Raw genomic sequence first — 14,152 nt, 5'->3', positions numbered from 1 at the left:
CAATCTGTAAGCGAGCAACATCCATGAGCGAGACCAGTCATTCAAAACTGATCATTCTGGGGTCGGGCCCCGCCGGATACACCGCTGCGGTATACGCAGCCCGGGCAAACCTCAACCCGACCCTGATCACCGGCGTCGAAGTCGGCGGCCAGCTGACCACAACCACCGATGTTGATAACTGGCCCGGCGACAACGATGGCGTCCAGGGCCCGGAACTGATGCAACGGATGCTCAAACACGCAGAACGCTTCGAAACCCGGGTGGTTTACGACACCATCAACGAAGCCGACCTGAACAATCGCCCGTTCCGCCTCAAGGGTGATAACGGCGAATATACCTGCGACGCCCTGATCATCGCCACCGGGGCCTCCGCCATGTACCTGGGCCTGGAATCCGAAGAGAAATTCAAAGGCCAGGGCGTATCCGCCTGCGCCACCTGCGATGGCTTCTTCTATAAAAAACAGAAAGTCGCTGTAATCGGCGGCGGTAACACCGCCGTTGAAGAGGCACTCTACCTCTCCAACATCGCCGACGAAGTCACCCTGGTCCACCGCCGCGACAGCCTCCGTGCCGAGAAAATCCTGCAGGACAAACTGTTCGAGAAAGCCAGGAACGGCAACGTCAGAATCGTCTGGGACCACACCCTGGCCGAAGTCCTGGGCGACGGCACCGGCGTCACCGGCATGCGCATCAAAAGCATGAAAGACGGCTCCACCCAGGACAAGGAACTGGCGGGCGTCTTCATCGCCATCGGCCACAAGCCCAACACCGACCTGTTCCAGGGCCAACTGGACATGGAAAACGGCTACATCAGAATCCGCTCCGGCCTTGGCGGCATGGCCACCCAGAGCAGCGTGCCGGGCGTGTTTGCCGCCGGCGACGTCGCCGACCACGTCTACCGCCAGGCGGTCACCTCTGCCGGTTTTGGTTGCATGGCGGCGCTGGATGCCGAGAAATTCCTGGATCAGGACTGACCACAAAGCATTTAATATGCTGACCAAGAGCAGGCAACTCAGAAGCTCGGAAAGGCGGTCGGGAGGGAATCCCGAAACTGTGCGGAGCCATGGGTGAAGAGCGCGAGCTCTTCACGGGCTGGCCAAGGATGGCCTGCCCTGGACCCTCAGTGCGACGCAGGAGCAATAAGCACTGAGGGGCGGAGCCCAAGCGTACACGGACGTATTTACAGCGTGTTTCGGGACTCCCTTTCCTCTGGCCGCATGCACAGAGTCATCAGAGCAAGCCGGAGTACAATGACATCACTTCCCTGGCTAGATCAGAAGCACCTCTGGTTCCCGGACCCGAACGAGGCCCTGGACGACCCCGACGGCCTGCTGGCCATCGGTGGTGACCTGTCCACAGAGCGCCTGATACTGGCCTACCAGAGCGGCATATTCCCCTGGTTCAGCGACGACCAGCCCATCCTCTGGTGGTCCCCCGACCCGAGATGCGTCCTGTTTCCGCCTGAAATCCACATCGCCAGAAGCCTGCGCCGCACCCTCAACAGCCAGTATTTCACCATCACCGCTGACCAGGCGTTTACCCGGGTCATCCGCCTGTGCGCCCAGACCCGCGCTGAAGGCACCTGGATTACCAAAGACATGATGGCCAGCTACAGCCACCTGCACAGACAGGGCATTGCCCACTCGATAGAAGCGTGGAATCCCGCCGGTGAGCTGGTTGGCGGTATGTATGGCGTAGCCCTGGGCCGCTGCTTTTTCGGCGAATCCATGTTCTCCCTCGAAACCAACGCCTCGAGAGTACTCATGGTCCACCTCGCCAGACAGCTTGAAATTTGGGAATATGCCATCATGGATTGCCAGGTAGAAAGCGGGCACCTGCTCAGAATGGGCGCCCGGACGATTCCACGCCGCAGGTTTTTATCTATACTCAGAAAAGCAGTCAGCGCACGCCCCGGCCATGACCAGTGGGACATGACATGGCGCTGGCCCGGACCGGAAAGGCCGGTAGAGCGCCCTTGAATAAAGTAGCGGAGGGATAAATGAGCAATCTCAGAACCCTGGTCTTCTTCGCCACACCTGCTCATGACTGTAGCTACCTGCCAGACCGGCAGGCCACCACCATGTTTGTCGACCCAAGGGCCAACATCGACAGGCGCCTGTACAGCCAACTGACCGTGCTTGGTTTTCGTCGCAGCGGATCCCACTACTACCGCCCGCACTGCGAGAACTGTAACGCCTGTATACCGGTAAGGCTCAGAGTCGACCAGTTCAGACCGGACCGCAGCCAGCGCCGGGTTCTGAAGAAAAATGCCGACCTGAGCTGCCGCATGGTGCGGGCCAGCTATACCGAACGTTATTATGAGCTGTATGCGCAATACATCGAAGAGCGGCATGCCGATGGCGATATGTACCCCCCGTCCCGGGAGCAATTTGCATCATTTCTTGTTGACGGTGCCACGGACTCCTGGTTCCTCGAGATTCTCGACCAGGGACGACTGGTGGGTCTGGCCGCCATTGACCAGCTGGATGAAGGGCTCTCGGCGATCTATACCGTATTCGACGCCGCCTACGAGCATCGCAGCCTGGGCACTTTCGCTGTGCTCTGGCAGATTGAAGAAGCCCGGCGCCTGGATCTACCCTACCTCTATCTGGGGTACTGGATAGCCGAATGCAGTAAAATGAACTACAAAACGCGCTTTCGCCCCATTGAAGCGCTGCGAGACGGTCACTGGCAAACCATGAATGCTTACTGATTTTTGCCATATCGCCTGAAATAGGGCAGAATTGCGCAGTTTAAAATTATCGCTAGCTTATTTACGAGGTTTCTACTGAATGCCGAAGGCAGATGCTATTGAAATGGAAGGCGTTATTCTGGACACGCTTCCAAACACCATGTTCCGTGTCGAACTTGAAAACGGTCACGTTGTGACCGCCCATATTTCAGGAAAAATGCGCAAGAACTACATTCGCATCCTGACGGGCGACAAAGTGAAGGTCGAGCTGACTCCCTACGATCTCAGCAAGGGCCGCATCGTTTACCGCGCCCGCTGATTTTCTCGATCCAGGAATGAACGAAAAAGACCACACTGTCGAGTGTGGTCTTTTTGTTTGCCAGGCGTTCAGGCACCGGACCGGCAGACTCCGGGATGCCGTCAGAGCGCTTCCGCGGGCTCATCCTCATAGTCAAAGACAAGCTCGTCATCCTTGAGCTGGATGAACACATCGCCGCCCTTCTCTGACAGGCTGCCGAACAGGATCTGCTCAGCCAGTGGCCGCTTGATCTTGTCCTGGATCAACCGCGCCATCGGGCGGGCACCCATGGTGACGTCATAGCCTTTCTCTGCCAGCCACACCTTCGCATCCTCATCCACATGCAATACCACATGTTTCTCATCAAGCTGGGCCTGCAGTTCGGTGAGGAACTTGTCGACCACATGGGTGATGGTTGCCGGCTGGAGATCGCCAAACTGGATGATGCCATCCAGACGGTTGCGGAACTCGGGTGTGAAGGTTTTGGAGATAATCTCCATACCATCACTGCTGTGGTCCTGCTCACTGAAGCCAATGGACCGCCTGGCCATGCTCTCTGCACCGGCGTTGGTAGTCATTACCAGAATAACGTGACGGAAATCCGCCTTGCGACCATTGTTATCAGTCAAGGTGCCATGATCCATAACCTGCAGCAGCAGATTGAACACTTCCGGATGTGCCTTTTCGATCTCGTCCAGCAACAGAACACAATGGGGATGCTTGCTGACAGACTCCGTTAACAAACCGCCCTGATCATATCCGACATAGCCGGGCGGCGCGCCAATCAGCCGCGACACAGTGTGCCGCTCCATGTACTCGGACATGTCGAAGCGAACCAGTTCGATGCCGAGGACCTTGGCAAGCTGTTTGGTGACTTCGGTCTTGCCGACACCCGTCGGCCCGGCGAATAGGAAGGCACCCTCCGGTTTCTCCGGGGCTTTCAGTCCGGCACGGGCCAGCTTGATTGAAGTCGACAGGGACTCGATGGCCGGGTCCTGTCCGAACACCACCATCTTCAGATCCCGCTCGAGATTGCGCAGCAGGTCCTTGTCACTGGTGGATACATTCTTCGGCGGAATCCGGGCAATATTGGCTACAATATCCTCGATTTCCGAGACATCAATGGTGCCTTTCCGCTTGGGCGCGTCTACCAGACGCTGGTGAGCGCCCGCCTCGTCAATAACATCGATGGCCTTGTCCGGCAGGTGGCGGTCGGTGATATAGCGCTCGGAGAGCTCCGCGGCAACCTTGAGGGCCTGGTCGGTGTACTTCAGATCATGGTGCTTCTCGAAATGAGACTTGAGTCCCCTGAGAATCTGATAGGTATCCTCGACACTTGGTTCGTTGACATCAATTTTCTGGAAACGACGCGCCAGGGCGCTGTCTTTCTCGAAAATACCGCGGAATTCCTGGAACGTCGTCGAACCGATGCAGCGAATCTCGCCGGAACTGAGCATCGGCTTCAGAAGATTGGACGCATCCATAACACCACCGGATGCGGAACCGGCACCAATGATGGTGTGGATCTCATCAATAAACAGGATCGCGTGGTCCTCTTTCTTGAGGTCTGCAAGCAGGCCTTTCAGGCGTTTCTCGAAATCGCCGCGATACTTGGTACCCGCCAGCAATGCCCCCAGATCCAGTGAGTAAACAACGCCATCGGAGATAATGTCTGGCACCTGGCCATCCACAATCCGCCTGGCAAGTCCTTCCGCAATCGCGGTTTTACCAACACCGGCCTCGCCTACCAGCAGCGGATTGTTCTTCCGTCGCCGAACCAGGATCTGGACAACCCGCTCGACCTCATGCTCACGGCCGATAAGCGGATCAATCCGGCCCTGGCGAGCCTGTTCGTTGAGATTGGTGGCATAACTTTCAAGCGGACTGGAACCGGATCCCTCTTCGCCTATTTCTTCCTGCGATGCCTGGTCCTGCCCCTCATCATCGGCGCCCTGCACCCGGGAAATACCGTGGGAAACAAAATTCACCACATCAATCCGGGCAATGCTCTGTTTCTTCAGAACATAGACGGCCTGGCTTTCCTGCTCACTGAATATGGCGACCAGGACGTTTGCCCCCGTCACCTCTTTCTTGCCGGAAGACTGGACATGAAAAACGGCGCGCTGCAACACCCGCTGGAAACCGAGCGTTGGCTGGGTCTCACGTTCGCTGTCGCTGCTGGGGATCAGTGGCGTGGTTGAGTCAACAAATTCGGCCAGTTCTTCCTGAAGCTGGGCCAGATCCGCACCACAGGCTTTCAGCACGCCCACCGCCGATTCGTTATCGAGCAAAGCCAGCAAAAGGTGCTCGACGGTCATGAACTCATGACGCTTGTCGCGCGCACTTTTGAAAGCCGAATTCAATGTAATTTCAAGATCTTTGCTCAGCATGGGCAACCCCAAAGTCTATCAGTCAGCGCGTTCAATCTCGCAGAGCAGCGGATGGTCGCATTCCGAAGAATACTGATTCACCTGTTCCGCCTTGGTCTCTGCAATGTCCCGGGAATATACTCCGCATACCGCCTTTCCCTGAGTATGGACGAGCAGCATCACCTGCGTCGCCTTTTCCTCATTCATCCCGAAGAATGTCATCAATACTTCCACCACAAAATCCATGGGCGTGTAGTCATCGTTGAGAAGCATCACCCGGAAGCGTGCAGGCCGCTTCAATGCCGGTTTTGCCGTCGCGGTACTGACGTCATCCTGGCGGCCGGGCTCTTCTTCATTACCCTGATTAAATACTAGTAGAGAATTCTGGATAGTCCGCATGATTCTTTACCGGAAATCGGTGCCTCTTCATTAAGATGGTTATCACTCTCGCCGTTTTCAAGCACTGATCGCGGCTCAAGAGCGTTTATTTCGTTATCGTAACTATACAGGCTGTGACCGTCATCCAACCATACAGTCACAGGATATACGTACCGTTTTTCAATCTGACCCGAACGAATGTTGGCTATCGGCAAAAAACCAATGTAAAATCATGTTAACTGAGGTGATCAGTCTGTAACGGGGCGCCGTTGCGCAGGTGCCACGCGCGCCACCACCATAAGGGCCGGAACCGTCGAATAACAAGACCAACACAACGACAGGTGTCCGACAATGACAGAACAGGGGAGTTCATCATGCCTCAAGGCAAGGTCAAATGGTTTAACAACGCCAAGGGATACGGCTTCATAATCGAGGAAGGCTGCACAGACGACCTGTTTGCGCATTTTTCTTCGGTGCAGATGGACGGCTACAAAACCCTCAAGGCGGGTCAGCCGGTCAGCTTTGAGAAAAAGCCGAGCGACAAAGGCGTCCACGCGGTCAACATTGTTCCCCAGGCAATGCCGCAGAGACAAGGGCAGGAAGCCACCGCAGAAAGCGAGCCAGAAGCCAGCGAAGACACTTTTCAGGACCGGCAGCGCGTTGTAAACAGCTGATCTCCGACGCCTGAAGCTACCTACTCTTTCCGGAACGCTACCCTCCGAGCGCGTTCTGCCAGATTTCTCTGTCCGAAAACATGGCATCCCTGATTCTTTTCAACAAGCCTTTCCAGGTTCTGTCCCAGTTCACGGACCAGGCACGGGAAAGCCCTACCGGTAAACGCGCCACGCTCGCTGACTGGATATCGCTGCCGTCGGTCTACCCCGCGGGCAGGCTGGATTATGACTCTGAAGGACTGCTCCTGCTGACCGACAGCGGGCCCCTGCAACACCGCATTGCCGCACCGGACAACAAGATGCCCAAAACCTATTGGGTACAGGTAGAGGGACAGATTAATGAAAACGCCCTGCAGTCACTGCGGCAGGGCATCATGCTTAAAGATGGCAAAACCCGCCCTGCTCTGGCTGAACATCTGCAGCCACCGGATCTCTGGCCCCGTGACCCGCCGGTCCGCCATCGGCAAACCATACCTACCAGCTGGATCAGCATAACCATCACCGAGGGCCGCAACCGGCAGGTTAGACGGATGACGGCTGCCGCAGGCTTTCCTACCCTGCGTCTGGTCCGCTACGCTGTGGGTGAGTGGACAATCAATGGCATGGCGCCGGGCCGGTACCGCACCCTGACCGTTCACCCGCCGGCCCGCAAGCCAAAGCAGAGGAAACAAAGGTCATGACCTGGACCCCCCATGCAACTGTCGCCGTTGTGGTCGAGGATGATCGCGGACGATTCCTGATGGTGGAAGAACACAGCAATGGCCAGATTGTTTTCAACCAGCCGGCCGGCCACGTCGAAGAGAATGAGCGAATCATTGATGCCGCGCGGAGGGAAGCTCTGGAGGAAACCGGCTGGGAAGTCAGGCCTGACCATTTTCTCGGGCTCTATACCTATACTGCGCCGGCCAATGGCGTGACCTACTACCGCTTCTGTTTTACCGCTACCGCGCTGTCCAGAGCCAGGGAAAGGCTTGACGAAGATATTATTGCCGCCCACTGGTTAACGTTGGCAGAGCTGAAAGCCCGCCAACAGCAGCTGCGCAGCCCGCTGGTCCTGCAATGTATAGAAGATTACCGTAATGGACGCAGGTTCCCTCTGGATATCATTGTCGAGGCGCAGACGCCGCCAGCGTGAAATGCTACCATCGGCTCTTTTTCGGAAGGGTCGTTTCAGCCTGACATGAGCAAAGCACCATCACAGACGCGAGTCATTGTCGGAATGTCCGGGGGCGTGGATTCCTCCGTTGCAGCCTGGTTGCTTAAAAATCAGGGCTACCAGGTCGAAGGCCTGTTCATGAAGAACTGGGATGAAGACGACGGTACCGAATACTGCACTGCCATGACCGACCTCGCCGACGCCCGGGCGGTGGCCGATCACATTGGTATTACCCTGCATACCGCAAGCTTTGCCGCGGAGTACTGGGATCGGGTGTTCGAGCATTTTCTGTCCGAGTATCAGGCCGGCCGCACGCCGAATCCGGATATCCTTTGCAACAAGGAAGTAAAATTCCGGGCTTTTCTGGACTACGCTGTCACCCTGGGCGCCGATTACATCGCCACCGGCCATTACACCCGCCGCCGCGCAACCGGTGAAGGCCAGGCGCAACTGCTCAAGGGCCTGGATCCGAACAAGGATCAGAGCTACTTCCTGCATGCCGTATCCGGCAGCCGCATTGCCCGTACGCTGTTTCCGGTGGGAGAGCTGGAAAAACCCGAAGTCCGCCGCATTGCTGCCGAACAGGGTTTTGTAACCCACGACAAGAAAGATTCCACCGGTATCTGCTTCATCGGTGAGCGCAAGTTCAGCGACTTTCTGAAGCAGTATCTTCCGGCCCGGCCGGGAAATATCGAAACCGCGGATGGCGAGGTCATCGGCCGCCACCAGGGTCTGATGTACCACACCATCGGCCAGCGCCAGGGCCTTGGTATTGGCGGTCTCAGCAATTACGGTGACGAACCGTGGTATGTCGCGGAAAAAGACCTGTCCCGTAATGTGCTGACAGTGGTGCAGGGCAAACAGCATCCATTACTGTTCTCCCGTGGACTGATCAGCGGTGCCGTTGACTGGGTTGCCGGTTGCTCGCCCGTTACCTCCAGAGGATCGGCAAGGGCAGGGAATGCGGAATTTCGCTGCCGGGCAAAAACCCGTTACCGCCAGCCAGACCAGACCTGCACAATCACCGAATCTGGGGACGGCATGCGGGTTGTATTTGACGACGCCCAGCGTGCGGTTACACCCGGCCAGTCCGTCGTATTCTATGACGGTGATATCTGCCTTGGCGGTGGCGTCATCGAACAGACCTGGCGGGATGATGAGCCCGGGCCCTGCGCCGTCAGCACTGTCAACCGTTCCGGCAATCCAGAACATGAGGAAACCGGTGCATGAGCCGATCGCTCCATGATCAGACCCTGGCACTGGCAGGCATATTCCAGGCCGCCGCCCTTGTCCAGCAGGTTGCCCACTCCGGCCAGTGCGCCGATTCCAGTCTCGCGACCTGCATACGTTCGCTTTTTGCCACAGACCCGGCCAGCACCCTTGATGTCTACGGCGGCGAGTTGAAAGATCTTCGCGAGGGTCTTTCCACCCTCTCCGGCGTTCTCAGCAAGCAGACCCGCCAGCGGGATATCGAAGTGCTACGGTATGCGCTGAACCTGATCAACCTGGAGGCCAAACTGCGTCGCGACAAAACCATGCTGGACGTTATCGGTAGCCGGATTGACCAGGCCAGGCACACTGCCAGCCACTTTGGCTACACCCACCCTAACCTGATTGCCAACCTGGGATCGGTCTATACCGACACCATCAGTACCTTTCGTTTACGAATTCAGGTCAGTGGTCAGCCCAGCATTCTGCAGCAAGAGGAAAATGCTGCCAGGGTCAGAGCCCTTCTGCTGGCCGGCATCCGCTCTGCGGTATTGTGGCACCAGTGCGGCGGGCGGCGCTGGCAACTGATTTTCAACCGCCGCAAGGTTATTGATATTGCCACCGAACTGGCAGAGCAGGCCAATCGGTCCGTTTACGATTCTTGATGATTTAAGAGGTTTTCGATGGAACACACCGCGCTTTCCACGCTGACAGCCATTTCCCCGGTTGACGGTCGCTATAGCAATAAAGTCAGTGTTTTTCGCGATATTTTCAGCGAATATGGCCTGATCAGAAACCGGGTGACGGTAGAAATCCGCTGGCTGCAGAAACTGGCCTCTCACTCCCTGATCCCCGAGGTTCCAGCTTTCTCGGCGCATGCCGGCAGTTTCCTGGACGGAATAGTCTCCGGGTTCAGTGTTGCCGACGCCGAACGCATCAAGGCCATCGAAAGCACCACCAACCACGATGTCAAAGCCGTTGAGTATTTCATCAAGGAAAAAATCGAGCAGGTGCCGGAGCTCCACGCGGTCACCGAATTTGTCCACTTTGCCTGCACCTCCGAGGACATCAACAACCTGTCCCACGCTCTGATGCTGCGTGAAGGCCTCGACCTTGGCCTGGTTCCGGCGATGAACCGTCTGGTTGACCGGCTCGCCAGCCTCGCCCATGAGCACGCGGCACAGCCAATGCTTTCCCGCACTCACGGCCAGACCGCATCGCCGTCAACCGTGGGCAAGGAGTTCGCTAACGTCGTGCACCGGCTGAGGCGTCAGATAAAGCAGGTCGGCGCGGTCGAGTTAATGGGCAAGATCAACGGCGCCGTGGGCAACTACAACGCCCACCTGTGTGCTTATCCGTCAGTTGACTGGGCGAGCTTTGCCAGGGAATTCATCGAGAGCCTGGGCCTGGACTGGAACCCCTACACCACCCAGATCGAGCCCCACGATTACATTGCCGAACTCTACGATGCAATTGCCCGCTTCAACACCATCCTGATCGACCTGGACCGGGATATCTGGGGCTATATTTCCCTGGGGTATTTCAAACAGAAAACGGTGGCAGGCGAAGTTGGCTCTTCGACCATGCCCCACAAGGTCAATCCGATTGATTTCGAAAACTCCGAGGGTAATCTGGGCATAGCCAATGCCCTGTTTTCCCACCTGTCGGCAAAACTGCCCATCTCCCGCTGGCAACGTGACCTGACAGACTCTACCGTACTTCGAAATCTCGGCGTCGGGTTCGCCCACAGCCTGATTGCCTATGAGGCAAGCCTGAAAGGCCTGGGCAAACTCGAACTCAACGCTGTAAAACTGGATGACGATCTGAATCATGCCTGGGAAGTTCTGGCGGAACCCATCCAGACGGTTATGCGCCGCTACAATGTTGAAAAACCCTACGAAAAACTGAAAGACCTGACCCGTGGCAAGACCATGACACCAGCTCTGATCAAGGGTTTTGTAGAATCCCTGGATATTCCGGACTCGGCTAAAACGCAGCTCATGGAACTGACCCCGGACACCTACCTTGGCAACGCGGCAGATCAGGCACGGGATATCTGAACCATGAAACTCCCGGGCGGCGTGGCAGCGGAAGATTTCCTGCGGGAAAACTGGCAGAAGCAGCCAAGGGTCATTCGCCAGGCTTTTCCCGGTTTTCAGTGCCCGGTCTCGGCTGATGAACTGGCGGGTCTGGCCTGCGAGGAAGCCGTCGAGTCCCGAATTGTCATTGCAAACGAGAACGGCAAACCCTGGCAGCTTCACAACGGCCCCTTTCAGCCCGAACGTTTCAGCGAACTTCCGGAAACCCACTGGACCCTGCTGGTGCAGGGCCTGGATCACTGGGTGCCGGAGATCGCCGATCTGCTGGACGAATTCCGCTTTGTCCCCAACTGGCGGCTGGACGACATCATGGCAAGCTTTGCCCCGAGAGGCGGCAGTGTCGGCCCCCACTTCGACCAATACGATGTGTTTCTGCTTCAGGCTGAAGGTCAGCGTACCTGGCAGTTCGGCGGCCATTGCGACGAGTCGTCGCCAAGAGTGGCTGGTACACCCCTGCGGATCCTGAAAGACTGGGCGCCCGAGCAAACCGTGACCCTCAACCCCGGGGATATGCTGTACCTGCCACCGGGCACCGGCCATCATGGTATCGCCGACAACGACTGTATCACCCTTTCAATAGGTTTCCGGGCACCCACCGTTGACGATCTGCTGACCGGATTCACCGACTTCCTGTGCAGCCGCTCCGACACCAGTGAACACCTGTCCGACCCGGACCTTGAAGTCCAGGACAATCCCGGCACCATCAGCCCGGACGTGATCGACCGACTGGACGCCAAACTGCGCGAGAAACTCCATGACCGCAGGCAACTGGCGCTCTGGTTCGGGCAGTACTCGACCGCGCCCAAAAGTCTCGGCATCGTGGTGCCGCCGGAACACCCACTGACGCCCGAATTCATGGGCCAACTTATTGCAGGCCTTCACCAGATCCGCTGGAATGAAGGCTCCCGCTTCGCCTATTATGAATTCGATGAAGAGACGGCACTGTTCGTTGATGGTGAGCAGTATCTGCTTCGTGGCGATGCCGGACCGATTGCCGGGCTGTTATGTGCCGGAACCAGACCCGATATCGAGAGGCTGGCCGGTTTCGCCACTGACGACGCCATCTGCGGACTGCTTTGTACACTGGCTAATCAGGGTTCGCTGTACTTCGAATGACTATGCGGATAGGAAAATACAGCTGGCAGCTCGCCCCCGGCGCGATCAGGGATATTCGCCAGAAGGTGTTTATCGATGAACAACGGGTGCCGCCGGAGCTTGAGTGGGACAGCAGCGACGAGATCGCGGACCACTACCTGTTGGTACTGGCGGACAATACTCCGGTTGGTGTTGCCCGGGTGTTTTCGGCGCTGGATGAGGTCGCCCATATCGGGCGGATGGCCATACTGCCCGGCTTTCGCGGTCAGGGCTATGGCCGGCAATTGCTTCAGCACCTGATGCAGGAGACTGGCCCGGAGGCCGGCGAGCTGCGGCTGCGGGCCCAGGAACACGCGGTTCCTTTCTACCAGGCTCTGGGTTTTCATCTCTGCTCCGAAGCCTACGAGGATGCGGGCATCCCTCACTTCGACATGCGCTGTTATGCACCCGAGCTTGCGCTGAAAGGCCTTGCAGATCATACCCTGCCCCTGATTTACGGGGAAGACACCAAAGCCTGGCTGTTCGACTCCGAAGCTCCACTCATTGGCCTGATGGACTCGATTGTGGGCCAGGCCCGTCAGCGGGTATGGTTGTATGATCGGTTTCTTGACTATGAGCTTTATGACCGTGCCCGTTTGCGGGAATTGCTATCGGCCCTGGCCCGCCAGCACCGGCTCAGTGAAGTGAGGATTCTGATTCACGATGACAAACCACTGGTTGGACGCCGCCATCGGCTGGTCGAGCTGATGCGCCGTTTGCCAAGTCATGTATCCATCCGCCTTATCAACGAGAAAGTCCCGGCGGAAGACCGGCCATTCCTGCTGGCCGACCGGGAAGGCGTTATCTGTCGCCATGATTTCGACAAACCCGCCGGCTTTGCCCAATTCGCCGACGGCGGGCGGGTCAGGCTACTTGAAGAAGCATTCCAGCGCATGTGGGACCTTGGCAGACCTTCTGTCGAGCTGCGCCAGCTACCGCTCTGAGTGCGGAACCCGGGTCGCTTCGGCGGATTCAAAGCGGGCACCGAAAGGAACGAACTCGGCGTCCACTTCCTCAGCCACCTCTGCAATCAACCGACGTAACCACTGGTGGTCAGTGTTGTGCTGCAGCAATGGACTCCAGGCCATTTTCAACTCAAACGGCGGGATTGCGAAGGGTGGTACCTTTACCACCAGGTTCGGGTTGTCTCGCTGCAGCCAGGCGGCGCGGGAAGGCAGGGTGGCGATCAGATCGTGCTGTTCCGCCAACAACATCGCCACCTGGTAGTGGCGGGTAAACACCGATATCTGCCGCTTGCGGCCCATCAGTGACAGGGCTTCATCCACCCATCCCAGCCGCTGTATGTCCTTGGGGTTGACCCCCACACCCACACCAAAGCCGGTTTTACTGACCCAGATATGGCTTGCAACCAGATAGCTATCCAGGGTGAAGGGCTCCCGCAATACCGGATTTCGGGCATTCATCAGGCAGGCGAAATATTCGGTCCAGAGGGTTTTCTGGTGGAACGACTGGGGAATCTTGTCAAAACGGTTGATGGCCATATCCAGACGGCCCTGTTCCAGATCCAGGAAACTGACGTCACTGGGTGTGAGTACATCCAGAGTGACCTGGGGCGCTTGCTGGCGGATCCGGCGCAGCACCCGCGGCATCAGACAGGACTCGGCATAGTCACTGGCCATGATCCGGAAAACCCGCTGGCTCTCCAGGGCGGCAAAGGCGGTTTTCTCGTGGACCGCCTGTTCAATGTCGGAAAGAATACTGCGGACCAGCGGCTGCAATTCAGTGGCACGTTCCGTTGCCGTCATCCCCTCGCTGGTTCTGACCAGCAAAGGATCGCCAAAAAGGTCGCGTAACCTTCGCAGCCCGTTGCTCATGGCTGGCTGGGTAATGCCCAGGTGATTGGCCGCTTTGGTCACATTCCGTTCCCTGAGCAGTACGTCAAGGTACACCAGCAGATTAAGGTCGACGCGCGAAATATCCATGACATATCACCAGTGCAGCCGACAGAATCGGCGTTCAGGGAGCCGCTGAACAACTCCTGGATTCATGAAAATTATACAGTGGAGTCTAACAATTCAGAAAACTGATACGAAGTGAAAATCATGATAACCACTTCAGACTCCCCGGGTGTTTTCTGCTAACCTTCAGATTAAATACCGGATTTTCGGGATTTTGTCCGGGC

At 57.2% G+C, this 14,152-nt stretch carries 15 protein-coding genes; 12 read left to right on the top strand and 3 right to left on the bottom strand.

The window, feature by feature from the left end; genetic code table 11:
- The first annotated feature begins 23 nt into the window (after window positions 1-23).
- The 4 genes from trxB (at window position 24) to infA (ending at window position 3,011) form a co-directional block, all read left to right on the top strand.
- Window positions 24-974, top strand: coding sequence for a thioredoxin-disulfide reductase (trxB, locus tag VJ956_RS04100; RefSeq protein ID WP_324081934.1), 951 nt, complete (start codon window positions 24-26; stop codon window positions 972-974).
- 276 nt (window positions 975-1,250) lie between these two features.
- Window positions 1,251-1,979: a leucyl/phenylalanyl-tRNA--protein transferase gene (gene aat / locus VJ956_RS04095; RefSeq protein WP_324081928.1), complete on the top strand. Its 729-nt coding sequence runs from the start codon at window positions 1,251-1,253 to the stop codon at window positions 1,977-1,979.
- 20 nt (window positions 1,980-1,999) lie between these two features.
- Entirely contained in the window at window positions 2,000-2,713 is a 714-nt protein-coding gene (locus VJ956_RS04090) for an arginyltransferase (RefSeq protein WP_324081926.1), read from the top strand.
- Between the two features lie 79 nt (window positions 2,714-2,792).
- Window positions 2,793-3,011: a translation initiation factor IF-1 gene (infA, locus tag VJ956_RS04085; RefSeq protein ID WP_135801819.1), complete on the top strand. Its 219-nt coding sequence runs from the start codon at window positions 2,793-2,795 to the stop codon at window positions 3,009-3,011.
- Window positions 3,012-3,112: 101 nt separating this feature from the next.
- On the opposite strand, the gene clpA is transcribed toward infA, so the two are convergent.
- Both clpA and clpS read right to left on the bottom strand, forming a co-directional pair.
- Window positions 3,113-5,380 carry an ATP-dependent Clp protease ATP-binding subunit ClpA gene (gene clpA, locus VJ956_RS04080; RefSeq protein WP_324081923.1) on the bottom strand — a complete coding sequence of 756 codons (2,268 nt, stop codon included), beginning with the start codon at window positions 5,378-5,380 and terminating at the stop codon, window positions 3,113-3,115.
- An 18-nt stretch (window positions 5,381-5,398) separates the two neighbouring features.
- Window positions 5,399-5,758: an ATP-dependent Clp protease adapter ClpS gene (clpS, locus tag VJ956_RS04075; RefSeq protein WP_324081921.1), complete on the bottom strand. Its 360-nt coding sequence runs from the start codon at window positions 5,756-5,758 to the stop codon at window positions 5,399-5,401.
- 353 nt (window positions 5,759-6,111) lie between these two features.
- Between clpS and VJ956_RS04070 the strand changes: the two genes are divergently transcribed.
- From VJ956_RS04070 to VJ956_RS04035, 8 genes are all read left to right on the top strand, one after another.
- Window positions 6,112-6,411 (top strand): cold shock domain-containing protein, encoded by a 300-nt coding sequence (locus VJ956_RS04070; protein ID WP_324081931.1) that lies wholly within the window; start codon window positions 6,112-6,114, stop codon window positions 6,409-6,411.
- Window positions 6,412-6,491: 80 nt separating this feature from the next.
- On the top strand, window positions 6,492-7,091 hold the full coding sequence (locus VJ956_RS04065; protein ID WP_324081919.1) for a pseudouridine synthase: 600 nt from the start codon (window positions 6,492-6,494) through the stop codon (window positions 7,089-7,091).
- Window positions 7,088-7,546, top strand: coding sequence for an NUDIX hydrolase (locus VJ956_RS04060; RefSeq protein WP_324081917.1), 459 nt, complete (start codon window positions 7,088-7,090; stop codon window positions 7,544-7,546). The genes VJ956_RS04065 and VJ956_RS04060 overlap by 4 nt, the downstream gene beginning before the upstream one ends.
- 45 nt (window positions 7,547-7,591) lie before the next feature.
- On the top strand, window positions 7,592-8,797 hold the full coding sequence (mnmA, locus tag VJ956_RS04055) for a tRNA 2-thiouridine(34) synthase MnmA (RefSeq protein WP_324081915.1): 1,206 nt from the start codon (window positions 7,592-7,594) through the stop codon (window positions 8,795-8,797).
- Window positions 8,794-9,441, top strand: coding sequence for a high frequency lysogenization protein HflD (gene hflD / locus VJ956_RS04050; RefSeq protein ID WP_324081913.1), 648 nt, complete (start codon window positions 8,794-8,796; stop codon window positions 9,439-9,441). The genes mnmA and hflD overlap by 4 nt, the downstream gene beginning before the upstream one ends.
- Window positions 9,442-9,459: 18 nt before the next feature.
- The gene (purB, locus tag VJ956_RS04045; protein ID WP_324081911.1) at window positions 9,460-10,836 is read left to right on the top strand and encodes an adenylosuccinate lyase; all 1,377 of its coding nucleotides are present in this window, start codon (window positions 9,460-9,462) and stop codon (window positions 10,834-10,836) included.
- 3 nt (window positions 10,837-10,839) lie between these two features.
- The gene (locus tag VJ956_RS04040) at window positions 10,840-11,991 is read left to right on the top strand and encodes a cupin domain-containing protein (protein WP_324081910.1); all 1,152 of its coding nucleotides are present in this window, start codon (window positions 10,840-10,842) and stop codon (window positions 11,989-11,991) included.
- Complete coding sequence (locus VJ956_RS04035; RefSeq protein ID WP_324081908.1) at window positions 11,988-12,953, top strand: GNAT family N-acetyltransferase; 966 nt, start codon at window positions 11,988-11,990, stop codon at window positions 12,951-12,953. Before VJ956_RS04040 ends, VJ956_RS04035 begins: the two co-directional genes overlap by 4 nt.
- On the opposite strand, the gene VJ956_RS04030 is transcribed toward VJ956_RS04035, so the two are convergent.
- The gene (locus VJ956_RS04030) at window positions 12,942-13,952 is read right to left on the bottom strand and encodes a LysR family transcriptional regulator (protein ID WP_324081906.1); all 1,011 of its coding nucleotides are present in this window, start codon (window positions 13,950-13,952) and stop codon (window positions 12,942-12,944) included. The genes VJ956_RS04035 and VJ956_RS04030 overlap by 12 nt on opposite strands.
- Window positions 13,953-14,152 lie beyond the last annotated feature (200 nt).

Origin of the sequence: Marinobacter sp., from assembly GCF_035268745.1 — a bacterium.
Classification (GTDB): Bacteria; Pseudomonadota; Gammaproteobacteria; order Pseudomonadales; family Oleiphilaceae; genus Marinobacter.
Note: the sequence above shows the minus strand (reverse complement) of the source record. Positions and strands in the feature narration are given on the sequence as shown.